Raw genomic sequence first — 23,706 nt, 5'->3', positions numbered from 1 at the left:
CTGGTCCGAGCCATCCACCCTTGCGCGACGGGGGCGTCGCGCCTCCTATCCACCGGTCCTTGGACCACGCTTTTTCTTCGGAGTCTTGTCTTCCTCGACCACGCGGCCACGGGCCTTTTTCATCTTCTGCTGCTGTTCGGCAGCGGCCGCCATCTTCTCCATGAAGGATTTCCCGCCGCCACCCGGCTTGGCCTTCAACTCGGGCTCCGGCATCCGCGCGGTCAACCAGGTCTGGAAGATCGAGAAGATGTTCGAAGTCGTCCAGTAGAGGGCGAGCGCCGAAGCGAAGTTGTAACAGAAAAAGAAGAACATCAGCGGCATCAACTTCATGATGGTTTGCTGGGTCTTGTCGCCGGAGGTATTCGGCATCATCTGCATCTGGGCGAAGCTGGAAAGGCCCATCACAATCGGCAGGATGTTCAGCGGATAGCCCATGATGTGCGCCACCGTATCGGGCATCGAGAGATCATCGACCCAGAGGAAACCCTGACCACGCAGCTCGACGGCATACTGGAGCATCCGGTAGAAGCCGAAGAAGATCGGGATCTGGGCCAGCATCGGCAAACAGCCGCCGACCGGGTTGATGCCGAACTTGCGGTAAAGCCCCATCACCTCCTGCTGTACCTTCGCCGGATCATCGGGGTACTGCTCCTTGAGCTTGTCCATCTCCGGCTTGAGCTTGGCCATCCGCTTCATGGTGCGATTCGAACGGGCATAGAGCGGCCACATGGCAGCGCGCACCACCAGGGTCACGATGATGATTGCCCAACCCCATGACCACTTGTCGGAGATCTTGCTGATCAGATCATGAATGTGGACCAGCAGGAAATTCATGAAGCGGCTGAAAATACTAAACCAGCCGTAGTTCATGATCTCACCCCAGCCGTCACCCATGCGTCGAAGCATGCGGTTGTCCTTCGGCCCCATGAAGACCTTGTAGGTGTAGCTCTGCCGGTCACCGGGATTCAGCGTGACCGTCGGCAGGGTGTAGCCGGCACGAACGCCCAGCACCTGCTTGTCGTCTTTACCCAGTTTGGTTTCGAAGCCCTTGCTCCAAACGCCGCCAGTCGTGACTTCCGTCGGCCGAATGACCGTGGCGAAAAGCTGGCTGGAGACCCCCGCATACTGCATCTGCTCCGCCGACTCGAGGATCAGGCTCTTGGCCTTGGAAAACATCCCACCCTTGAACTCGGTTGCCTTCTCAAAGTGGAAGCTGCCGTCTGCAAGCCAGAAGAAACCGGATGGCGTGAGCTCCCGGGTGTGCAGTGGTTTGGCCCGACCAAGGAACAGGCTGAACTGCTCAAGCGGCACCCTTGATGTTGCTTCACGTGAATTTTCGACATCGAGCTGAAGCTCCAAAAGATAGCTCGAGCCTTCCTCGTCGACAGGCACCTTCGACCAGGTTTTTTTGACGATCAGTCCGGAAGGATGTTTGCCGAGAAAGACAGCCGTCTCACCTGGAACTGAATCGTTCTCACGATAAACGTAGTTGATCGTCTCGATCCGGTCGGGACCATCGGACAGGGCACCCACGGCACTGTCGGCCCCTTCGTTGAGGATCACATGAGCCTCCGGATTGACGATCGACTTCTGATGCTTGAGTTCCGTGGTCTTCACACCACCCCCACGGCTGGTCAGGGTGAAAATCGCATCGGGTGTTTCGAGCGTCACGGAAGTCGCCTCCACCTCCGGCACGATCGGAAGCTCGGTCATCACTCCCGGCTCTTCTTCAGGCGCGGGTTCTGTGCCGTCCACGGTCGACTCCACAGCCGGGGGCACCGCCTTGGGATCCGGTTTCGGGGCGAAATAAATATTAACCGCGAGCAGCAGGCTGCAGGCGATAACAACAATCCAGGTCTTGCGATCGTACATACGAAATTCAGTGGTCCGCGTCAGTGGTTCGATTCATTGCGATCCGCACCATCGGCTGGAGGCACGGGGTCATAACCATGCCCCCCCCAAGGATGACAGCGGAAAATCCGGCAGATCCCATACCAGGACCCTTTCCATGGGCCATGGCACTCGACGGCTTCGAGGAAATAGTGGGAGCAAGTCGGCTGATAGCGGCATCCCGCGAGGGGTCCCGCCAGCACCTTCAGCACGGGATTGAGGAAGCGCTGATAGAAACGGATGATCAGACGGATGAGGAAGGTCATGGCTCGAAGCAGTGGGTATTAGCCGTGGCAAGGAAGATCCGCGATGGGAAGGATCACTTCAGTTTGGAGTGCCCGAATCTCCCGTCCCGGTCCGGATCAGCCCGAGACGGCGGGCCTGCTTGAGCCAGTCTTTTTCCAATTCCTCGAAGCTCGCCTCGCTCGCCCCTGGGCGTGGAATGGTGACCAGGTAGCGATGCATGTCCTCAAATGCTTCGGCATGACGCTGGACAATTGAGCGGAACCGACGGCGTAAGCGATTGCGGTCGTGGGCCTTACCGACACGGCGGGTGGTAATGAACCCGACCATCAGATGGGGCAACTCGGCGGATGCCAGCGTGCTCAAGACGACAAAACGGCCAGCTTTCGCCCGGCCGTCCTTACGAGCGAGGGAAAACTCGGCCCGCGTCGTCATGCTGTGCTTCCTTGGAAGGCGCATAGCCCGGAAGCGGTGTTCAATTACCGCCCGTGCTGGGTGGTGTGACGCTCATACTTGAGCTCAGCGCCCTTTGGCACGAGACGCTTGCAGCCCTTACGACGGCGGTTCTTGAGGATCCTGCGACCAGCTTTCGTGGCCATACGGGCACGGAAACCATGTTGGCGGACCCGGCTGCGGCGTGAGGGTTGGAAAGTGCGTTTCATGACTTTGGTCGGTAAAGATAAGGAGCACCCTGCGGCGCGGGCGCGCACTCTACGGAAGGCCGGACCCTTGTCAATCCGCCAATTTGCCCGATTTCGTTAAAAAATTCCTTCCTCCGACAGAAAATTCCGTGTCCCCGGTGTCGATGCGTGCCAATCTTCGCGACGTGAACGAATTGACCCCCTCCGCGACTGGAACCACCAGCCTCGAAAGTCCCAAGGTCGAGCCCGCCACGATCGAGGATTTACCCGCGCTCGTCGAACTCACCATGGGCCTCTTTTCGGGTTCCGACGATTTCATCGCCGATCAGGTCGCTCAGGAACGCGGCCTCGCCCTGATCCTCGAGCAACCTTCCCGCGGACGGATTTTCGTGCTCCGCAACGGCTCTGAGATCTTCGGAATGGTTAACCTCTTGTTCACGATCTCGACCGCCATGGGTGGCTTCGTGATTCAAATGGAAGACGTCATCGTGCACCCCGATCATCGCGGTCAAGGTTTCGGCACCAAGCTGCTGGAGCACGTGATCGAGTTCGCCAACCTGAAGGACTTCAAGAGGATCACGCTCCTCACCGACAAAATCTCGGCGGAATCCCAGAACTTCTTCCGCAAGCATGACTTCGAGTACTCGAACATGATCCCGATGCGACGGATCATCACGCCAGGATAACCATGCTCCTTGGAATCTCGGAAGTGGATGGATTCGCCATCGCGATGATCGCCATCCTTGGAACGAGCTTCAGCTTCGTGGCCCTGATCCTCTTTGCCGTGATTCGCAGCGCTCGCCGTAGCAATCGCGAGGTCGAGGACCTGCTCGATGAGGTCAATCAGGACGAACCGACCCAACCGGCGGGTGATCGCGGCAAGGACGAGCCGCCGGCTCAGCCGTGGGAAAAGAAGGCTGACTGGTGGCAGAAGGACGACTGAGAATGGCGTGTGCTGTCCGCCTCGGCACGCCGGGATTGCTTGTTAGACTGACTCGCCAAGCAAGTACTTCGCTGCCTGTTCGACGTCCTTGTCACCGCGGCCGGAAAGGTTGGCGATCAGGATGCTCTCCTTCGGCAAACTTCCGGCGATCTTTGAGACATACGCCATCGCATGCGCGCTCTCCAGGGCGGGAAGAATCCCCTCGGTGTGGGCCAGCTCCCGGAAAGCATTCAGAGCCTCGTCATCCGTCGCAAAGGTGTATTCCGCACGCCCAATGTCCTGCAGATACGCGTGCTCCGGACCGATCGCCGCATAGTCGAGGCCGGCGGAAACCGAGTGGGTCAGTTCGATCTGGCCGTCGTCATTTGCCAGCAACCAGGTCTTCGTCCCTTGCAGGACTCCGAGCTTTCCTCCCTGGAATCGCGCCGCGTGGCGCTCCGGAATGATCCCGTCGCCACCCGCTTCCACACCGATCAAGCGAACGTTCTCGTCGTCGAGAAAAGGATGAAACATGCCGATCGCATTCGATCCGCCGCCGACGCAGGCCACCAGCATGTCGGGAAGTCGGCCCTCTTTTTCCAGAACCTGCTCGCGCGTCTCGACACCGATCACCCGATGGAAATCACGCACCATCATGGGAAACGGATGCGCCCCCAATGCCGAGCCGAGAATGTAGTGGGTGGTCTCCACCGATGCCACCCAATCGCGCATCGCCTCGTTGACGGCTTCCTTGAGCGTCGCCTGCCCGGCGGTGACCGCGCGGACTTCCGCACCCATCAGACGCATTCGCGCGACGTTCAGGGCTTGCCGCTCCATGTCGACTTTGCCCATGTAGACCACGCATTCCATCCCGAAGCGTGCGCAGACCGTCGCCGTTGCCACGCCGTGCTGACCGGCACCGGTTTCGGCAATGATCCGTTGCTTGCCGAGCCGCTTTGCGAGCAGGATCTGGCCGATCGCATTGTTGATCTTATGCGCTCCGGTGTGCAGCAGGTCCTCGCGCTTGAGGTAGATTTTCGCCCCACCCAGCTTCTCGGTCCAGCGCTCGGCGAAATACAGCGGCGTCGGCCGACCGCAGTAGTTGGCCAACAAATCATCGAGCTCCTCTTGGAATTTGGGGTCCTGCCGTGCGGCGGCGTAGGCCTTCGACAACTCCTCAAGCGGCGACATCAGGGTCTCCGGCACGAACATTCCACCGAACTTTCCGAAGTGTCCGGTGGCATCTGGCATGGTGGGCATCGACATCTGCCGCAACCAATCATAGGGACGCCAGAGTTTCAGCCGAAATCTCGCGCCAGAGGCATTTCTTAGCTTCTCGATTTGAGAAAGGGCTCCACATCCAGAAAATCCTGACCGTGGATGATCTCCGCGAGAATCGGTGCCTCGGTCAGCTCTTCGATGACTCCCTTATTGGTAATCGCCGCCGTATCCTGCTCCTCCTGGAGGTTGTTCAGCACCAGCCCCGCCACTTCGAGGTCGCTCGCCCGGATGTCCTCCACCGTCAGGATGGCGTGGTTCAAGGCACCCAGCCGATTCCCCACCACTACGATCACCGGCAAGGTCAAATCGCGGGCGAAATCCGCCATGTCATAACCTTCCGCCAGCGGCACCCGCCAGCCGCCGGCTCCCTCGACCACCGTCAGATCGTGCTGCTTTTGAAAATGCCGCGCGGCGACGATCATGCTTCCCACGTCGATATTCACATTGCCGAGCATTGCTGCGACCTTCGGCGCCACCGCAGCCTTCAGCCACAGCGGATTCACCTCATCAATGTCGAGGCCGCCCGAAGCTTCAGCCAGGATCATCGGATCGTCCCGATCACCACAGCACACCGGCTTGTAGCCTGCCGCATTGAGACCCTCCGCCCTCAAAGCCTGCACCAGCAAACGGGAAAACCATGTCTTTCCGACTCCCGTGTCGGTTCCAGTCACAAACCAGCTCATGGCTCTTCTTCCTTTTTGACCTCGTCCAGAACCGCCTCCAACTCCTTCACCTTCTGGCGCAGCTTGCGCAGGTCTTCCTCCAGCTCCACCTGGGTCGGTTTGTCCGCTCGCGGTGGATTCTGTTCCACCCAAAGCCCCTCACTTTCGAGGTTGGACCTAATCAGCATCCAGATCGCCGTCGCCAGAATCAGCGCGACGACTTTCGGTGCCCAGTTTCTCCGAAACGCCTTTCTCATTAAATTCCGTATTGCTCAGGAAAATCTCCGCCATCCGCTCACGGAAGGCCTCTTCTCCGAGGTTTCGCTCCATCAATCCGTCCCTGCAAATCGAAATCGATCCGGTCTCCTCACTCACCACCACACAGACCGCATCCGTCTCCTCCGTCAGACCCATTGCCGCACGATGCCTCAGTCCTGTCGAACGGTCCGAAAGCTCACGCTGACTCACGGGAAACACGCAGGCGGCCGCCACCACTTTCTCATCCGCCAGGATCATTCCTCCATCGTGCAGTGGAGACTTTGGATAAAAGACGCTCATCGCCAGCTCCGGCGTGAAGTCGGCATTCAGCGTCACTCCCGTTTCCTGCTGCGGTTTGAGCGCGATGTTCCGCTCGAAGGCAAACAGGGCCCCAATCCGCTTCTTCGAAAGCATCACCACCGCTTCATTGACGCTTTCCAGAAGGTGAATCTGCCGGCTGTCATTGCGCAGCAGCCAATCCAGCCAGCGACTGCTCCCCACCCGGGCCAGCGCCATGCGGATCTCCGGTTGGAAAATCACCGGCAGCATGATCAGCAGGACCAGCATCGCGCGAGTCACAAGCCAGGTAATCACCTGGAACTTGAAGAGCTGCAAAAGCGCGGTCAAAACCACCAGAATCACCACCAGCCCGACAAGAATCCGCGCCCCACGCGTCGCCTTGAAGGCACGGTAGATCTGGTAGATCCCGATCGTTAAAATCAGGATCTCAATACCGTGTCGCCAGTTATTCTGGATGAATTCCCAGTCCATTGCCGCCGGACTCTAACGCACCCGATCCCCGGCTGTCACTAGCTACTTCTGCAGGTGCCACAATAGGATTACGTCAGATCCCGCCTCGGTGGCGACGGGAACCCGAGCACAGCCCGTCCGACTTGCTTCGCACAACTTAAGGACCCTCCCCCTGAAGAGAAGCACCCCGTTCAAGCTGTCAGCTGATGGACTTGCTACCGCCAATGCAACTGATATAAACCCTACCCACAACTTCCGGCACCTGATCGTCCGGAATGAGCTGATATTCCTTCATCTTCCCCTGCAAATGAGATCTCTCCTCGCTGCGCTGTTCATCACCCTCCAGCTGCCCACCCAGCTTTGGGCTCAAACGAATTTCAATGAACTCTCTTTCGCAACTCCCGGACCCTTCCGCCAGTCGCTCGGATTCGGTAACGAGGTGGCTTTTCCCCTGGAGTTTCAAAACCGCAACCGAAGCCAGGCACGGCCATGGGCCCTCGTCTTCGAAGGAGCGGGAGACCGCGATCTTTCAGGGTCGCTCGAACGCCTGAACGAAGCATCCGCCGAGATCCTCGCGATCATCCCCGACCGCTTTCTTTTTTCAGAGGGAATTTCCGGATCCAGCATCAACGATGGCGGCGACGATATGTATGATACCGGGAACATTATCGGCTTCGATGGAGCAAGCATCAGCTACTCGGACAACACCACGCTCAACCGCACGATCGGTTCGGGGAACGTCAATTACTTCACTCGCAAGTTTGAAGGCCTGTTCGTTCTCTCAGCGGAGATTGAGGATATCGACCAGTTCGCCATCACGGGAAATCTTGGTGCCGACGGCGCGGGCACGGTCACGGCTGACGAGTTTACCATCTCCGCCGGAGGACAAGACTATCTTGCCTTCGTCAAGCGGGTCCATGATGGAAGTGATCCGTCCATCAATCACCTGATCCTCGTCCCGGAGGGTTCAGGAATCTCACGCTCCCACCTCACCGACACGAACAACGAGCACCACCGGATCAACGGGCTGTCATCGACCAGGCGGATCCACTACCTCCTTTTTGCAAAAGCTAGCGGCGGATTCTATCCCACTGAAATCTTCGAATCGATCGCATCAAGCTTTCTTGAAACCGTCGCGAACGGCCCTTCATGGGTAGCCCTTGAAGAAAGACAAGGTACGATCGGTGCGGGGCAATCCGAAACCCTTCCACTGACTCTTTCCGCCGCAGAGCTCGATCCGGGTGAATATTCGACCCGTCTTGCGATCGTCCCACAGGAGGCTGACCCGGCCAGCATTCCGGAACGACTGTGGCAAACGCTCGAGATCCAGGTTCAGGATCCGACGATCGGGTTCGAACAAAGCGAACTCGTCGTCTCCTCTCTTGCCGGCGTCAATCCGCCCCCGGAATCGATCAGGGTCCTCCCTACCCCAGGCAACCCTCAGCCTACCACACTTTCCGTAGAAAGCTCGAAGCCCTGGCTCGTTCCGAGCAACTCAACGACCGAGCCCGGCACGATCATCGTCACCTTCGCCACCGGCGGCATTCCAGCCGGCAGCAACACTGCCATCTTGTCGGTTTCCGACGGGATCTCACGAAGGACCATCGAGGTAACCCTTCTGGCAAACCGCCTGAACGTATCCAAGATCGTGGCCGACACGACCCGCCCGCGATTCTATGCCATCAACAGCAACGGAAAAGAACCGGGATCGATTCTCGTCATTGACTCACTGACCCGCGAAATCACCCATAACATTCCCGTTGGAAAGGAGCCCACCGATCTGGATCTCACCGAGAACGGCGCGGAGCTGCTCGTCATCAACACCTCCGATCCCTCCATCTCACGCATCGACCTCGATCGCCTGATGGTTACCGAGACCCATCAGCTGACAGAATTCGACGACAGAAACAACGACCGGGGCGGCCATGTGAAGTACGGACCCGGGAATCTCCTCTATTACGTCGATGAACAATGGGGTCCCCGCCTGAGAGTATATGACCACACCACAGGTGTTGTTTTGCAGACCTTGAGTTCGATTTCCGGAGTGTCTCCCGACACCTCGAACAATAGTGGATTCGGAGATATCGAACTCAGTCCCGACGGGTCCGCACTCTTCGGATGGGCCCAATATGGAGACGGGGCAGGCATCAGTTCGAGTTACATTGCCGGATACTCGATCCAGGCAGATGGCCTTTTGGCGGATCTCGCTGCAAGCGCCACCGTCTCATCTTCCAATTTCAGACGGGATCCGTTCGACACCCCCGTCCTGCTCAGCCGGGATGGCTCCCGACTGGTGATCAAGGATCGCGTGATCGACCCATCCGATCTCGACCGCCATCCGATTGTCTATCCGGACGAAGTCTACTCGATGAGTCCGGGAGGTGAGATTGTCTGCACCGAGTCCAACATCCTCGCGGGCAATGATGGAAGGATTCTCCATCCAATGGGGGGTTCGTCACGAATTCAAGCGATCGCTCCCGACTACTCGAGCCTCGTCTCATCCGATAGCAATTCAGGAAGCCTCGTTTGGATCGACCTTGTGGATACCATCGGGGCCGAATCCCTCGGGTTCACCACCTCCCCCCCGGATGGTGGCGCTGCCCTGAACCCATCGCGCCTTCAATGGCTGCCGCTTGCCGGCATCCGGGAGTATCAGGTGTATCTGGGCACGGATCGCGATGCCGTGATGAATGCAGTTGCCAACTCGGCGCTCTTCCTCGGCTCGACCTCCAACCGCTTCATTGACCTCCCTGACTTGCTTGCCGAAGGAGCGACGTACTACTGGCGGGCCGTCCCCGTTCTAGCCAATGGCTCACTTGGCGAAGACGCAATCCGCTCGTTCGAAGTTTCCAGCCTCAAACTTTCCTCCTCCGACATCAAGGCAACGACCGTCGCAGGATTCTCAGATCACAGGGAAACGCTCGAAATCACCTCGCCGACCCTCGCCTCCTGGTCGCTTTCCAGCAACACCCCCTGGGTCTCCTTCTCCGAGGAGACGGGCTCCACTCCAAGTTCACTGGAAGTCATCATCGACGCTTCTCAACTTGAGGCGGGTGTTCACTCGGGATCCATCGACGTGACCAGCGGAGCCACCACCTTTTCGGTTCCACTGGAGGCAAACATTCGTCCTCTGAATTTTGTCGTCGCCAAGGCAGACATCACCTCTCCCCATATCTATGCGATTTCAGAAGAACCCAATGTCCCGGCAGTCCCGGCCTTCCTGCTGGTCATCGATGCCAACAGTGAAGAGATCGTGCGGGCCATTCCCGTTGGTAAAGCGGCCACCGACCTCGCGATTCACTATCTCGACAACCGCATTTACGTAACCAACCGGGAGCAACTGATCATCCGCGCTTTTGACCGTGACAGCCTTGAGGAGCTTCAAATCTATCAGATTCCCGGCGAATTCGAAGGTGGCCCCCAGGGAGTCGACACCTACAAGCTGGCTGCCGGGCCGGCCGGAAGACTGATCGTTCAGGGCGGATTCAACATCAGCGGTGCCTTCCTTCTCAACACGGAAAGCGGAGAGGTGCTGGTTAGTAATTTCGTTGGACAGGGAGACACCGCTTCCGACCCATCCGGACGATTTCTTTATCACGGTTCCTCTCGCAGTCCGGCTCGCATCCAGCGTTTTGAGATAGGAGCTGAAGAGGTCACCGAGACGGGCTCAGAGGAGGTCGTTCTCGACAGTTTTTTCCGAATCGGGCAACTCATCGTCAGCGGAGACGGTAGTCTGATCTGCTGGAACAAGGGTGCCTTCGACGCGAATCTCAACCAACTCCACTCCTACCAAGACCGGGTAAGGGCCGCCACATTCCGTGGCGACCTGATCTTCACGGACGATTCCATTTTCAGGGGACGCAGTGGGCTAAAGGTCGGCGACCTTCCGGTATCGACGGCCATCCAGGCCGTATCGATGGATCAGGAGAAACTGTTCCTCTTTGAACCTTCCTCCTTCACCGCGTTCGATTTGCGAACCTTCGGACCACTCCCCTCAACAGACCTGTCTCCTTCGCCACCCGACGGGCAAACCGTCGCAAGCCCCGAAGCAAAACTCGAGTGGTCGACCGATCCATTCGCCCGGTCCTACGATTTATACTTTGGCACAAGTCGAGACGCGGTGACCAATGCCACCCCCGCAAGCAACACTCTCCTCGGAACGGTGACCGGGAGCCGCTGGCCCGAACCAATCGCGCTCGATCCCGGCCAGGAATACTTTTGGAGAGTCGATATCCGCAACAACAAAGGCCTTCAACCTGGGGAGGTCTGGACCTTTACGGCTGCTCCCGCCCAGCTATTCCCGACCAGCCTAGATCTAGTTGTTCTTCAGAATACGGCCCGCGCTCCCGAGACCCTTGAGATTTCAGCTCCTGAACCGACTTCGTGGATTGCGTCAAGCTCCGCGGCGTGGCTGACCTTGGAAAGGAGCCGCGGCACTACCGGCGGCACGATTGATATCGAGGTGGATGCTTCCGGTCTCGATACCGGAGTCCACACGGCAGAGATACGCTTCACTTCCGCCGGTAGCGAATGGGAGATCCCGGTTTCAGTCGAGGTCCTCGCGATGGACATCACTCGCCTGGTGTCCGATCTGAACCGGCCTGAAATCGTCTACGCCCTCAACCACGGAGATCCTGCAACCGGCCCGAGCCATCTGTTTCGGATCAGCGCCCATACTGGCGAGGTGACGGGTGCGATCGAGGTCGGCCGCGACGCGAATCAAGTCGAGTTCGACAAAACAAACGACCGGATTTTCGTCAACAGCCGTCAGTTCCCGTCGACCCGTGAGATCGACCCGAGTGACTTCGCTCTAATCAGAACCTTCCATCTGGAAACCGGCACTTTCGCCCTCGAATCGAACGGACAAGGCTCCCTCTTCACGACTCGCGGCAACATCAATGGCATTAACAACGGAATCCGGCGCTGGGACCTCGATAGTCTTCAACGAACGACACTCCCGATCGGCATCTCCGTCGGTGATCTCGAAGTCGATACCCTCGGCGAAGTCCTCTACCACTCGAGGGAAGGCTCATCCTCACCCGTTTCCAAGATCGACCTATCAGCAACTTCTCCTGAGATCGTGGTCAGCACGCCAAGCTTCAGAATCGATGCGACTTCCCCGCTGATCCTGAATGAGGCCGGATCGAAGGTCGTCATTGAAAACCGAGTCTTCGACCTTGACCTCAACCTTCTCACCATCCTTCCGGGAAGGATCTCATCGATCTCAGCTGGAGCCGAAATCGCCGTCGGCAGGGAGCACATCTGGTGGACGGATGGAGGCCGCCAGGCAGCCAGCCTACCCTTCGCAAGCGGAGTATCAACCATCACCCCAGACAATGGCCATCTGGTCCTTGTCGATGCGGTCAATCTTACCATCCGCTCATTACCCTTGAACACGCTTGTATCCCTTCCGGGCCCCTTCCCCCGCCCTGATCAGATTCTTCAGGAAAGCCCCGAATATATTGGTTGGTCACCGGTCGAGGGAGCGCAATCCTACACCTTAACCCTGAACGGAGGACCTGAAACATCTCAGGTATTCCGCGATCTAACCGACAACCGTTTCAACCTCCAGCCCCCGCTTGAACCCGGCTACCGCTACACTTGGCAAGTCGATGCGACGACGCCAACCGGAGTAATCAGGGGCACCCTTCAATCGTTCACGATTTCATTTCCGGAAGCCCCACCGGTTGAAATCGCCGGCAGACCCGGCATCGACGACATCAAGTCGATCGCATTGAGAGGAAACCGCTTCATCATCGGTCAGGACGACCAGGCTACGATCTACGAATTTGATCCGGCGACTGGCGAAAGCCAACCGACTGGAACATTGAGGAACCCCGGCAACACAGGTTTCAGATCCTTCTCGTCATCGGTGGGTCTCGGCCGTGACCAGAGCTTTGTCACGGATGCGGGATTCAACGGCGTTGCGGATGCCATCGGCGCGCTTTTCACCTACCGTGAGGACGAGTTCGGCGTGATTGCAAGTGATCCGCCTTTCACCGCTCCCGGCGCCAGCATTGAAGAAAGACTTGGCAGTTCACTCGATGTGTTTGGCGATACGATGATGGTGGGAACGTTTCCAGGCCGCGAGATTCCCGGCAGGGTGTTCGCCTTCGAACTGGGGAACATGAGGGAACCCTTCGAAGAAATCAGACCGAGAGATCGAAGAGACGCAAATCAGTTTGGCAGAGCGATCGCCATCTACGGCAACGAAGCGGTTGTCACCGCACCCGGTCGGGGGCCTTCGCGCGATCTTGATCCAAGTGCCTATATTTTCCGACGAAATCCCTCCACAGGCATTTGGAGTCAGCGGCAGAAGATCACGCTTCCAAGCTCGAGCATTTTCGACAATCCGGGGACCGTCGTGGCCATGAACCAGGACACGATCGCCCTCAGCGATCTGGATGAAGAGAGGGTTCACATCCTGACTCGCTCAAACCGCGGCAGCTGGGCGATTACGAGAACCATCAACCGAACCTCGGTTGAAAACTCCACCCGCTTCTTCGGAGCGAGCCTCGCACTGTCCGACGACATGCTGTTCATCGCCGATCCCTCCGCCAACACCAACGGGCTCTTTCTCGGCTCGGTATTCACCTTTCGCAAAAACGGGGACGATTGGATCCAGGGCATCCCCATCGATTCCACTTCGGGCGGATTGGGTGGAATGATTGCCATCGAAGACGACTGGCTTGTCGTCGCAGGATCGACGAAATGCCGGCTCTTCCGGACCAAGAACAGCGGAAACGTCCCTCCTCAATTCGTTGGTGCTCCCGCCACTCAGGCAGTGTCGGGCATACCTTTCGAGGCCATCATCAATGCCGCTGACGCCAACCAGAACGACCAACTCTCGTTTGACATCGTACACCTGCCGCAATGGCTCACGCTTTCGGATCAGGGCGACGGCAGCGCGATCCTGAGCGGTACGCCTCCACTCACCCCGTCCACCCGACACCGGTTTCAGATCGATGTCCGTGATGACCAAGGAACACTGAACTCACTCAGTTCAGAGATCGAGCTACTAGATTCGTCGGATGTCCCCGTCATCACCCGCCAACCTCAATCCACGACCTCAAACCTTGGACAGGAAATTTTGTTGCATGCAGAAGCCACCGGCACCGGCCCGCTGACATGGCAGTGGCAGAAGGACGGTCTTGATATCCAGGGAGCAAACAGCTCCACGCTCAACCTGTTCCAGCCCGATTTCGACGACTCCGGCGAATACAGCGTGATTGTCACCAATGCCGTCGCCTCCAGGACGTCCGAAACGGCCGTCATCACCGTGGCACCCGGTAGTCGCTTCGCCGGAGACTGGACAACGATGGGAGGAAACCAGTGGCGCACCGGTCACTATCCCGCGACTTTGGGGCGTCACACCTTCGTGCCGGCTTGGACAACTCCGAGCGCCGCTGACACCTTTGTCCTGCGGGCCGTCATTGCCGAAGGTCGGGTCTTCGCCAGCACCAGAAAGGACCTCACCGCCTATGACTTGGAGACCGGCGCCGAGATCTGGCGCTTGGAAGCACCGCCATCTTCCGGCAATTTCCAAGAGGCGACCTACTACGAAGGAGATCTCTACTTCCAGGAATCCGCGCGTGATAACTCGAAAGTCTGGAAAGTAGACGCAATGGATGGATCCCTCCTCTCGCAACTTCCCTTCAATATCCAAGGAGGCTCGTTCGAGGCTCCCGCTGTCTCTGACCAAGGAATCTTCATTACCGGAGGCACATTTGGGGGTATCTATGGCTACGACTTCGACACAGGAGACCAGCGGTTTTTCCAGCGCCTCAATCAGGCGGACAACTGGACCCCCACTTTTGCCAGCGGGCAGCTCTTCGCCTATGACCGCCGGAATTTCAACTCCATCCGGCCGAGCGATGGGGTCATCAGGTGGTCCATTCCAATGGAAAGGGGCGACACTTTCGTGGATGGCAAGACAACGGTCGTGACACCCGGCGCGGCTCTGGTCCTCGGTAGTGGGCTCTATTGCTTCGATATCAAGCATGCCACCATCAAATGGCGTGCCCTTGAGGATTATTCGTTGATTGGTGACCCGTCGATTTACGACGGCAAAGCCTACGTCATGGGGGACCTCGGTGTCAGCGTGGTGGACATGTCGACAGGCGACCACCTTGGCGACTATCTTGTTGGAGACGAACTGAAGAGCTTCGCAAACCGGGCCATCGGCCAGCCGATCATCTTCAACGATCACCTGGCATTTGCGAACGCGTTCAAGACTTGGATCTTCAGGCTGGACGCTGACGAACCCGCCCAAGTGATCCCGGTTGGAGGCACGATTGCCTACAGCAACGGATACCTCATCATCACCGGCAGTCAGGGAGTCAGCACTCACTTCGCCAACCTGGCACCTGAGTTTTCAAAAGATACTCCGGACATGATTGCGACTCCCCCAAGCGCCAATGACCTGCTGATTTCGCTTTCAGAAGTAGCCGAGGAATCCGACCCCAGCGACACGCTGACCTGGTCCATTGTGTCCATCTCCCGGCCTGAAATTTTCCGGGGAATCGAGATCGGAGCGGACACCGGCGACCTGAGCATCATCTACAACCCATGGCAATCCGGTTCTTCCGAGGTCGTTGTTTCCATGACTGATTCCGCAGGCAACGCCAGCGAAACCAGCATTACCTTCACCGTCCCAGCCCTCCCCCTTCCCGAACTCCAGCTCGCCGCCACGCTGCAACTCAATCGCCAGACCGGACTGTACGAGCACACCATCACCATCACCAACCCCGCTGCTCGCGAGATCGCCGGCTTTGATCTAACAATCACCGGACTACCCGAAGGTGTCTGTGTCAACAACGCCTCGGACTGCGAGGGAGACATCTGGCAGATCGAACATCGCCAGCCGCTCGCCGCCGGGGCTTCGGTAACCCTCATCCTCGAATACTTCACGCCCGTTCGCGGCACGGTGCTCGATCCCCAGATTGGCGTCACCCTCGTCACCGAACCCGAGTCCGATCCTGCCGCAGGCGATGCCGGTCTCGCCGTTGATCGCTGTGTCCTACTCGACGACGGCCTGCTGATTGAATTCAACTCACAACCCGGAGCGCTCTACGAAATCCAGTACTCGAACAACGCCACCGACTGGAAGGTTTCACCGGTGCGCATCCGGGCCGCCGGCAACCGCGTCCAGTGGATCGACCGAGGGCCGCCCCGAACGGATGCTCCCCCTTCCGACAAATCCTCCCGCTTCTATCGTGTCCGTGAGCTGGGTTCAGCTGCCGAGTAAATCCTCCCCCTCATCCTCATGAAGCCTGCATTTCTTCTCCTTCTCCTCGCCTTCCCAGCCTACGCCGGCGACGCCAAGAGCCCGGCCTCCAACAGCGGCAATTGGGAATGGACCGTCTCGGCCGGTCCAGCCGTCCGCAGCATCGGAACCCTCAAGATCAACAGCGGTTACCGCAGCGGCGGAGTCCTTGTTCCTTCCTTCGTCGGAAACAGCTCTCTTACCACGCCGAATGTGGGAGATCAAAACGCTGCCGCCGAACGATTCTACAATGATGGCTACGTCCGACAGGATGCCGGCACACCCGTCGATGGCAGCACATGGTTCTGGGGTTATGACAACGCAGGCCAGGTTCAGGGAAACCAACTCGTTCAGTCGGCGACGGGCTTTGAAAGCACGCTTCGGGACAGCTTCAACATTCCCAGCTTCGGGGCCTCGAGTCGCGACAGCCTGCGGGGTTTCTCACCACACATTCAAATCGATGCCCGGGGCCCGCAGAAGCTCTGGGGCTTCCGCGTGGGATTCAGTGGCGGCTTTGATTTTACGCAGGTCGATCAATCACTGAGCTACTCGAACTACTCGGGCAACCAGTTCCGGGATGACTACCGACTCGACTATGTCGACCGCTATGACCTCAACGGCGTCATCGCCCCGGCCGCGCCCTACTTCGGAACCATCGGTGGGCCGGGTCCGCTAATCAGCAACTTCCCGACCACGCGCACGATCACCCCCGTGTTGCTCTTCACCGACAGCGCAAGCTTCTCGAATCAGGTTTGGACCAGCATCGACATCAACGTCTTCAGTTTCACCCTGGGGCCAAGCCTCACCCGTTCATGGGGACCTTTTTCGATGAGCCTTCAAGGGGGTGCAATCTTCAACATCTATGATTGGGATGCACGTCAGGGCGAACGTTTGAATGGCACCAACAGCGCCGGCACCTCGACCGTCGCGCGCTGGGCCGAGGGCGACTCGGGGGTGAAATTCCGACCGGGTCTCTACGGCCAGGCCGATATCTCCTACGACATCGGAGATGGCTGGGCGATCGGGGGTTACTTTCGAATTGATACCGCTTCCGAGTTTCGCGCCCAAGCCGGACCAACGACTTTCAAGATCGATCCCTCGGGCTACTCGGCGGGTTTCCAGGTGCGTTATCTCCTGCCGTAGAAAGGTTCGCATGGCCAGGTGCCTTGGCCCAGCATGATGCCGCAATGCCGTCCGATTACGCGCCTCATTCAGCCGAAGCCTACGATCTGATCGTCGCGGGAGGAGGTGCTGCGGGCTATTTCGCCGCGATCACCTTCGCTGAGGCGCGTCCCGGATCACGCATCGTCATTCTGGAGAAAAGCCGCGAAGTCCTTGGCAAAGTGAGGATCTCCGGCGGAGGCCGCTGCAACGTCACCCACGCCTGCTTCGACCCACGCGCGCTGAGCGCGTTCTACCCACGCGGCTCGAAACAACTGCTCGGTCCCTTCCACCACTGGGGGCCGACGGATACGATGGAGTGGTTCGAAAGTCGCGGCGTGCCATTGAAGATTGAATCCGACGGACGCGTCTTTCCGCAGTCGGACAGCTCGCAGAGCATCATCGACTGCCTCACCGTCAGCGCCCGCGACGCTGGCGTGGAAGTCAGGAAATCGACCGCTGTGAAGTCGGTGTCCCGACTCGACGATGGAGACTACGAGGCAGCACTCAGTGAGGGAACCAGCCTCCGCACACGCGCCCTTCTTCTAACACTTGGTGGGACGCGGAACCGCTTCGGCTCCGATCTCGCCGAGCAGTTCGGACATCGCATCCAAGTCGCCGCCCCTTCGCTCTTCACCTTCAAGATCTCCGACCCCCGACTCGCCGATCTCCAAGGCCTCTCCGTCGGCCACGCCGGCGTGAAAATCGCGGGACTCAAACTCGCCTCCTCCGGTCCGGTGCTGATCACCCACTGGGGATTGAGCGGCCCCGGCATCCTGCGAATTTCCGCCTGGGGAGCGCGCGACTTGTTAGAGCGCGACTACCGCTTCGAAGTCATCGTCAACTGGTGCGGCGATCTGCGCGAGGAGACGATCATTGCGGGCTTCGAACAGAAACGCATCGACTCGCCCCGCAAGAAAGTGGTGAACGACCCGATGTTCAAGATCCCCATTCGGCTGTGGAAGCGCCTCGTCGAAGCCGCGGCAGGCGACAAGGATGCGGATTCACTCCATTGGCCGCATCTCACCAAGGACACCTCAAGAAGACTCGCCGCACAACTCGGCGCCTGCCGCTTTCAAGTCGATGGCAAGAGCATGAACAAGGATGAGTTCGTCACCTGCGGCGGCGTGCACCTGAGTGACGTGAACTTCAAAACCATGGAGAGCCGCAAGGCCGATGGTCTCTACTTCGCCGGCGAAATCCTCGATATCGATGGCATCACCGGCGGCTTCAATTTCCAGGCCGCCTGGACCACCGCACGCATTGCTGGAGAAGCCATTGCCGACTCCATGAGGCTGGCTTAATCCTCCCCTCACCCCGATTCCTGGGGCCGGATCCCCGCCTGCTGACACAAGTTTTTTAGCCCAGCATCACTCTACTGGAGTTTGAAATTTCTCGGATTGAAGAGGTTTCCAGAACATGCCTTTTAATAAATTTGATAATTAGGACCTCTTAATCAAGCAGGCTGATTATTGACCTATCTTTAATTTAAAGATAACTCTGGTTTTCACCCTTACCCTATGAAAATCAGCCACCACGTCCCACCGTTGGTCCGCAGCGTCGCGCGGATATCCACCCTTTGTTTCATCGCCCAATCGGGTCTCCACGCTGCGGAGTTGAAATACTCATTGGCACCCGAGGCCGAGAATTTCCAATTCGGATCGCGAACGGTCGCCGTCGGCGATCTCAACGACGATGGGATCACCGAAATCGCCGTCGCCGATCCTTCTTACCGAGCTCCCGGAAATCTCTTCGGTTCGGGAATCGTTTACCTCCTCAACGGCATCGACGGTTCGCTTATCCGCAGCTTCGAGGGATCACCTGCGCGAGCCCAAGGCTTCGGCTCTTCCATGGTGGCGCTCCACGCCGATGGTGACGACTTTCCCGATCTGGCGGTCGGCGCCAACGGATATGCCGATTCCAACGGACCGGGTGCGGGAGCCGTCTGGATCTACTCGGGCGCCGATGGCTCCGTGATTTCAACCACCTTCGGCCCGAGCGGATCGGGCTACGGTACGGCGCTGGCCAACGCGGGAGATCATGATGCCGATGGTCTCGATGATCTCTACGTCGGCGCGCCGAGGGCCAATGGCTCCCGCGGCCAGGTCATCCTCCAATCGTCGCTTGATGGCAGCTACCTCTGGACGCTCGATTCGGGGGCTTCCGCCAGTGGATTTGGGACGCATATCGTCGCCCTCGATGATGTGGACGAAGATGGTCGCCGCGACCTCGCCGTCGCCGCACCCGATGTCCGGGTCGAATCCAGTTCGGTCGGCCGGGTCTCGATCTTTCGCAGCAGCGATCAACAACTGGCGGCGGAGCGCTTCGGCTCGGGCTTCTTCAACCTACTCGGCTATTCTCTGGAAGCCGTCGACGATGCCAATGGTGACGGTCTTCGCGATCTGATGGTCGGATCCTACAATGGAGGAACCTGCCTCGTCGTCTCCGGCAGCGACCTCAGCCTGATCGCCGATCTCTCCGACCCTTCCATCGTCCCCTATCAAGCGATGAACGCCGGCGGCAGCTTCGATGCCGATGGCGATGGCATCTCCGACTGGCTGATCGGATCCGCCGGCATGAGCCGCGCCGACACCGCGGTCTTTGGCGGCGTCCGCATTCTCTCGGGAGCAGACCAATCCGTGCTGTTTTCCCTCGACTCACCCGTGTCACGGACGGGCCTCGGAGGAAAGCTCGCCGTGCTTCCCGGCTTCGGCATCGCCATCACCGAGACCACCCTCACCGATCCGGAAACCAACGGTCAGGGAGCCGTGCAAGTCTGGGAATTCGAGCAATTCGCATCCAATCCTGACCGTGACGGCGATGGCGTCAACGACGACGAAGACGTCGTGCCCGATTCGGACATGAGCGCAACCCTCGTGCTTCTCGGAGTCGACAGCGGTGTCGAAAACCGGGTCGACGAGAAGGGTCGCACGCTCGCTGATCGCTTCGCGAAATACTCGGACCCAGGTAGCCGCCGCCAAACCATCCGCTACTTTTGCCGCATCAACGCGAAGATCTACTCCCTCTACCGCAGGGGCATCATTTCAAGAACCGAGGCACGATCGATGCAGCGAGCTTCCGTGGTCGGTCTGTTCCGGAATTGGTAAAGGTTTTTGTGCCCAAGGTCATCCGGCCACTGCCAGCCGAATCCCGCCGGTCGCGTTCTGACGTCCGCGACTGGCGGACGGATGCATGACACTGCCAGGAAAGAAGCCATTCTTCTTAAGTAGACGGATCCTGCAAACGGACGCACAGTCCCACGGGTCCACCCATCGCATCCATGAGCAATCATTTCAGTCGCCGAAGCTTTCTTCGTCAATCCACCGCAGCCGGTATCGGCCTCTCAGCCCTTGGGCTTTCACGCGCCCATGGGGCCGCCGCCAAGGGCAAGCTGCGGGTGCTTTCGATCGGGGTGATGGGGACCATCGGGAAAGCCGACCGGACGCAAATCGCCAGCCATCCTGACGTCGAGATCGTCGGCCTCTGTGATGTGGATTCCGTCTACCTTGCAGAAGCCGCCATGGACCATCCGGATGCCTTCACCTGCAAGGACTACCGCGAAGCCTTTGAAAAATACGGAGACCAATTCGACGCCGTGATCGTTTCGGTCCCCGACCACACGCACGCGCCGATCATTCTCACCGCCATGGCCAATGACAAGCATGTCTACGGCCAGAAGCCACTCGTCCAACAGCTTGCCGAACTCGCGATGGTCGGGCAGGCACTCAAGGCGAAGCCCAGGCTTGTCACCCAGCTCGGCAATCAACGCATGGCCCATCCGGGACGTCGCGCCGCCGTCGACATCCTCAGCAAGGGCCTGCTCGGCAAAACAGTGGAAGCCTATTGCTGGACCAACGCGCTCGGAGACAACCGCTATTTCAATTTCAACAAGGTCTACAAGGAGGCCAAGGTTCCCGATCGGCTCGACTACAACCTGTGGCTCGGCCCATGTCAGGAGAGGCCCTACTACGAAGATCTTGCTCCGGAAAAATTCCGCTCATGGTGGGACTTCGGGACCAACGGTCTCGGCGACTGGGGCTGCCACCTGCTGGATGTGATCTTGCTGAGCTACAACGAACTGACCTCGCCCGTCTCGGTGAAAACCGATTGCGCCGAACCCGCCGGCAAAATCTTCCACGTCAACCCCTGCAAATCCACCCTCACCTACCAGGTCGACTCCGACAGGTTCGCCGCCAAGACCTTTCCCCTTCACTACTACGATAGTGATCAGACCCCGAGCCCCGAACAGATGCGCATCCCGGAGCCAGTGAAGGGATCGAACATGACCGTCGTCGTCTGCGAAGGCGGCACACTGGTCCTCCAGGCCGATGGCCGCCTCACGGTCTGGCGCGACGGGAAGAAAGAACAGGGTCTGCGACTGGAAGGCATTCCGAAGAAATACGCACCACTCAATCACTGGCACGCCTGGGTCGACAACTGCCTGGGTCGCGACACCCCACTCCTCACTCCATTCGCCGACGGCATCCGGATCACCGAGCCGGCACTGCTTGCTGTGAAAGCCACCCGCTTTCCCGGGCAGGAACTCCAGTGGGATTACTCCAAGCTCGCCTTCCCGAATCACCCCGAAGCTACCAAAACTCTGGTGCGCCGCACCTACCGCGAGGGCTTCGCGCCGCCGAGAGTTGGCTGATGCCTGATACGATCCAGTGATTTTCCTGACCCGTCGGCGATCGAAATGCAGACGCGAGAGCCCATCCGCGCTGGCGCCAGAGTAGTACCGACCCCTTTCATGCGACGACCCCATGCACACCACGCCGCGCACGTCACAGGACCCCGCCATGGCCGCGCCGTAGCCGAAGAACGAGGCGTAGGCCCGAGGCCAGCAGCTCACATGATCAGCAAGCCAGTGGGGACTTTTGCAGCGACACGGAGCCCGACCGTCATCTACTGAAAACGCCGTAAATGGCTCAAGGATTACAAGATTTATCACCGGACACTTTTTTGCTGACCGGCAACGTCGCGACAGCGCAGGACATCCTTTTCAGCGACTCGTCCTGACCAGAAAAAAACAGCTAAACTGTTACGATTGCGAGAAGCGGGGCTTCACCCGAAAGACGTGCCCAATTTCAGCTACTCCGGTTGGATGAGAGATCTCCACTGATCAGCTGCTTGGTGATCTCCAAGTTTCTCCAATCTCAGGGCGATTGCCTTTGCTGCGCCATTGAGGGCTGGACCGGATGGCAATTGCGAGGCCTTCTCGCTGGCGGTGATCGAGTCGTTCTTCATCCATAGATCGAACACGTAGTTCGCAAGCGCTTCCTGCTGCTCGTTGTTGATTCTGTCTAGGGAGTATCGAAGGGCGGCATCAAGCGATTCATCGCGGATAATCTCGTCGACAACCCCGCGCCCAACGGAAATCCAAGACGTCTTCGGGACATTCCCTGCGTCGAATGCCCGCCTTGCCATGTCCGGATTGCTTGCAACGAGTTGCCGCCAATAGGTCGTCTCGATGCGTTCCTGCATTTCGCTCGGGTAACCTTCGATAATCGATTGCGCCTGATCCGGTGGGGTGTTTCCCAAATTGACACCGACGACGAGTTCAACGCGTTCGCCAAACTCCTCGGGAATCACCCCGCTCTCATGGAGACTCGCCAGCTCTTTTCCCGAGAGATGGAGCATGGGCGATATGAGTCCCTTCCATGTTGCCTCTTTTTCTTCTGGCAGCATCTCTTCTGAAACAAGAGCGAGCACCTCCTCGATGCCTTCCCGTCCATTGACGCTTCTGGCGAAACTCTGAATCCCTACGTTCTTGATTGAGCCGGGGTTCAGTGCTAGCAGCTTTTCAAGAAACTCAATGTCACCTTCTCGACCCGCGGCGTTCGCGACCGCAATGATGAAGTCGGCTTTCTCAACGTCGGGGACGTCATTCATACAGTAGTCGAGTAAGGAAGCGAGTTGACCTGCGTGATCCGAAATCAACTGTGAGTGATCACGACCAAGGGGGGCGCCATTAGCGGTTCTAAGGTTGCCAGCCGGAGCTTCGGGAGGATCATGTATGACGGAACGAGGCCTGCTTTGGATTTTCTCCGACTGGCTCTTGCCCGGGTGTGTCGCATCTTTAGGGGCGGCTCCTCTGTCGCATGCAACCAGCAACAGGAAGGAAGCAGCCAAAAGCGTGCTCTGACCGTAGCCCCATAAACTGCCGGGTGAGGAGTTGAACTTCATGGATTGGATTAGGATGCTGTTGTGATGAACTCTTTCGCAGGAAAAAAAGGGGTCAGGAGAAAAAAAGGCAGTATTAAGTGTCTGTCCCTTTACAAGGCAGTATTAAGCAGTATTAAGTGTCTGTCCCTTTACAAGGAAACGAGTTGATCTCCTTCGTCAAGCCTGCTTCTCTCACCCCATGCGTCGCCCTCGTTTCCGTGGCCCGAAGAATCTGCCCGTCGCCTACTTCCACTGCGTCTCCCGCATCGTCGGTCGGGAGTTCCTGCTCGGGCCCGCGGAAAAGGATCACTTCCTCAAACTCATGCGACTCTATGAGAAGCTCTGCGGTCTGCGCATCCTCTCCTATTGCCTCATGTCGAATCACTTCCACCTCCTCGTGGAAGTCCCGCAACGCCCCTCCCCCGAGCATCTCCCCAACGACGACGCCCTTGTCAGCCTGGTCCGTAA

16 protein-coding genes and 1 pseudogene are annotated in these 23,706 nt (G+C 58.5%); 8 read left to right on the top strand and 9 right to left on the bottom strand.

Annotation, left to right across the window (positions count from 1 at the left end; translation table 11 throughout):
* Positions 1–45: 45 nt before the first annotated feature.
* The 4 genes and pseudogenes from yidC to rpmH form a co-directional block, all read right to left on the bottom strand.
* A complete protein-coding gene (gene yidC, locus WBG04_RS21515) occupies positions 46–1,872 on the bottom strand; it encodes a membrane protein insertase YidC (protein WP_424316856.1) in 1,827 nt (608 codons plus the stop codon).
* A 20-nt stretch (positions 1,873–1,892) separates the two neighbouring features.
* A complete protein-coding gene (yidD, locus tag WBG04_RS21510; RefSeq protein ID WP_424316854.1) occupies positions 1,893–2,156 on the bottom strand; it encodes a membrane protein insertion efficiency factor YidD in 264 nt (87 codons plus the stop codon).
* Positions 2,157–2,214: 58 nt separating this feature from the next.
* Positions 2,215–2,592, bottom strand: a complete 378-nt coding sequence (gene rnpA, locus WBG04_RS21505) for a ribonuclease P protein component (RefSeq protein WP_424316852.1) — start codon at positions 2,590–2,592, stop codon at positions 2,215–2,217.
* A 71-nt stretch (positions 2,593–2,663) separates the two neighbouring features.
* Positions 2,664–2,795: pseudogene (gene rpmH / locus WBG04_RS21500) on the bottom strand (50S ribosomal protein L34); the annotation flags it as partial.
* A 164-nt stretch (positions 2,796–2,959) separates the two neighbouring features.
* On the opposite strand from rpmH, the gene WBG04_RS21495 reads away from it, so the two are divergent.
* Complete coding sequence (locus WBG04_RS21495; RefSeq protein WP_424316850.1) at positions 2,960–3,460, top strand: GNAT family N-acetyltransferase; 501 nt, start codon at positions 2,960–2,962, stop codon at positions 3,458–3,460.
* A 2-nt stretch (positions 3,461–3,462) separates the two neighbouring features.
* Entirely contained in the window at positions 3,463–3,717 is a 255-nt protein-coding gene (locus WBG04_RS21490; protein WP_424316848.1) for a hypothetical protein, read from the top strand.
* Between the two features lie 42 nt (positions 3,718–3,759).
* On the opposite strand, the gene trpB is transcribed toward WBG04_RS21490, so the two are convergent.
* From trpB to cdaA, 4 genes are all read right to left on the bottom strand, one after another.
* Positions 3,760–4,956, bottom strand: a complete 1,197-nt coding sequence (trpB, locus tag WBG04_RS21485) for a tryptophan synthase subunit beta (RefSeq protein ID WP_424316846.1) — start codon at positions 4,954–4,956, stop codon at positions 3,760–3,762.
* A gap of 68 nt (positions 4,957–5,024) precedes the next feature.
* The gene (gene bioD, locus WBG04_RS21480) at positions 5,025–5,660 is read right to left on the bottom strand and encodes a dethiobiotin synthase (protein WP_424316844.1); all 636 of its coding nucleotides are present in this window, start codon (positions 5,658–5,660) and stop codon (positions 5,025–5,027) included.
* Positions 5,657–5,827 (bottom strand): hypothetical protein, encoded by a 171-nt coding sequence (locus WBG04_RS21475; protein ID WP_424316842.1) that lies wholly within the window; start codon positions 5,825–5,827, stop codon positions 5,657–5,659. Before WBG04_RS21475 ends, bioD begins: the two co-directional genes overlap by 4 nt.
* Positions 5,817–6,668, bottom strand: coding sequence for a diadenylate cyclase CdaA (gene cdaA / locus WBG04_RS21470; RefSeq protein ID WP_424316839.1), 852 nt, complete (start codon positions 6,666–6,668; stop codon positions 5,817–5,819). The genes WBG04_RS21475 and cdaA overlap by 11 nt, the downstream gene beginning before the upstream one ends.
* Positions 6,669–6,954: 286 nt before the next feature.
* Here cdaA and WBG04_RS21465 point away from each other — a divergent pair, with 286 nt between their 5' ends.
* The 5 genes from WBG04_RS21465 to WBG04_RS21445 all read left to right on the top strand — a co-directional run bounded on the left by WBG04_RS21465 (position 6,955) and on the right by WBG04_RS21445 (position 21,724).
* Positions 6,955–15,894: a PQQ-binding-like beta-propeller repeat protein gene (locus WBG04_RS21465; protein WP_424316837.1), complete on the top strand. Its 8,940-nt coding sequence runs from the start codon at positions 6,955–6,957 to the stop codon at positions 15,892–15,894.
* Between the two features lie 18 nt (positions 15,895–15,912).
* Complete coding sequence (locus WBG04_RS21460; RefSeq protein ID WP_424316835.1) at positions 15,913–17,055, top strand: hypothetical protein; 1,143 nt, start codon at positions 15,913–15,915, stop codon at positions 17,053–17,055.
* 44 nt (positions 17,056–17,099) lie between these two features.
* Positions 17,100–18,377, top strand: coding sequence for an aminoacetone oxidase family FAD-binding enzyme (locus WBG04_RS21455; RefSeq protein ID WP_424316833.1), 1,278 nt, complete (start codon positions 17,100–17,102; stop codon positions 18,375–18,377).
* 216 nt (positions 18,378–18,593) lie between these two features.
* Complete coding sequence (locus tag WBG04_RS21450) at positions 18,594–20,180, top strand: hypothetical protein (protein ID WP_424316831.1); 1,587 nt, start codon at positions 18,594–18,596, stop codon at positions 20,178–20,180.
* Positions 20,181–20,353: 173 nt separating this feature from the next.
* Complete coding sequence (locus tag WBG04_RS21445) at positions 20,354–21,724, top strand: Gfo/Idh/MocA family protein (protein ID WP_424316829.1); 1,371 nt, start codon at positions 20,354–20,356, stop codon at positions 21,722–21,724.
* A 440-nt stretch (positions 21,725–22,164) separates the two neighbouring features.
* Here the strand turns inward: WBG04_RS21445 and WBG04_RS21440 are convergent, their stop codons facing one another.
* Entirely contained in the window at positions 22,165–22,965 is an 801-nt protein-coding gene (locus WBG04_RS21440) for a hypothetical protein (protein ID WP_424316827.1), read from the bottom strand.
* Between the two features lie 472 nt (positions 22,966–23,437).
* Between WBG04_RS21440 and WBG04_RS21435 the strand changes: the two genes are divergently transcribed.
* A partial coding sequence (locus tag WBG04_RS21435) for a transposase (RefSeq protein WP_424316825.1) occupies positions 23,438–23,706 on the top strand: 269 nt, incomplete at its 3' end.

This window comes from Haloferula sp., assembly GCF_049672945.1.
In the GTDB taxonomy this organism is placed as follows: Bacteria; Verrucomicrobiota; Verrucomicrobiia; order Verrucomicrobiales; family Akkermansiaceae; genus Haloferula.
The sequence above is the reverse complement of the archived record's forward strand: the minus strand, read 5'-3'. Positions and strand labels throughout refer to the sequence as shown.

Coding starts and splice junctions, on each gene's coding strand:
- rnpA (WP_424316852.1), bottom strand. CDS start 2,592: ATGCGCCTTCCAAGGAAGCACAGCATGACGACGCGGGCCGAGTTTTCC.
- WBG04_RS21455 (WP_424316833.1), top strand. CDS start 17,100: ATGCCGTCCGATTACGCGCCTCATTCAGCCGAAGCCTACGATCTGATC.
- yidC (WP_424316856.1), bottom strand. CDS start 1,872: ATGTACGATCGCAAGACCTGGATTGTTGTTATCGCCTGCAGCCTGCTG.
- cdaA (WP_424316839.1), bottom strand. CDS start 6,668: ATGGACTGGGAATTCATCCAGAATAACTGGCGACACGGTATTGAGATC.
- WBG04_RS21450 (WP_424316831.1), top strand. CDS start 18,594: ATGAAAATCAGCCACCACGTCCCACCGTTGGTCCGCAGCGTCGCGCGG.
- WBG04_RS21440 (WP_424316827.1), bottom strand. CDS start 22,965: ATGAATGACGTCCCCGACGTTGAGAAAGCCGACTTCATCATTGCGGTC.
- WBG04_RS21445 (WP_424316829.1), top strand. CDS start 20,354: ATGAGCAATCATTTCAGTCGCCGAAGCTTTCTTCGTCAATCCACCGCA.
- yidD (WP_424316854.1), bottom strand. CDS start 2,156: ATGACCTTCCTCATCCGTCTGATCATCCGTTTCTATCAGCGCTTCCTC.
- WBG04_RS21460 (WP_424316835.1), top strand. CDS start 15,913: ATGAAGCCTGCATTTCTTCTCCTTCTCCTCGCCTTCCCAGCCTACGCC.
- WBG04_RS21465 (WP_424316837.1), top strand. CDS start 6,955: ATGAGATCTCTCCTCGCTGCGCTGTTCATCACCCTCCAGCTGCCCACC.
- WBG04_RS21490 (WP_424316848.1), top strand. CDS start 3,463: ATGCTCCTTGGAATCTCGGAAGTGGATGGATTCGCCATCGCGATGATC.
- bioD (WP_424316844.1), bottom strand. CDS start 5,660: ATGAGCTGGTTTGTGACTGGAACCGACACGGGAGTCGGAAAGACATGG.
- trpB (WP_424316846.1), bottom strand. CDS start 4,956: ATGCCCACCATGCCAGATGCCACCGGACACTTCGGAAAGTTCGGTGGA.
- WBG04_RS21475 (WP_424316842.1), bottom strand. CDS start 5,827: ATGCTGATTAGGTCCAACCTCGAAAGTGAGGGGCTTTGGGTGGAACAG.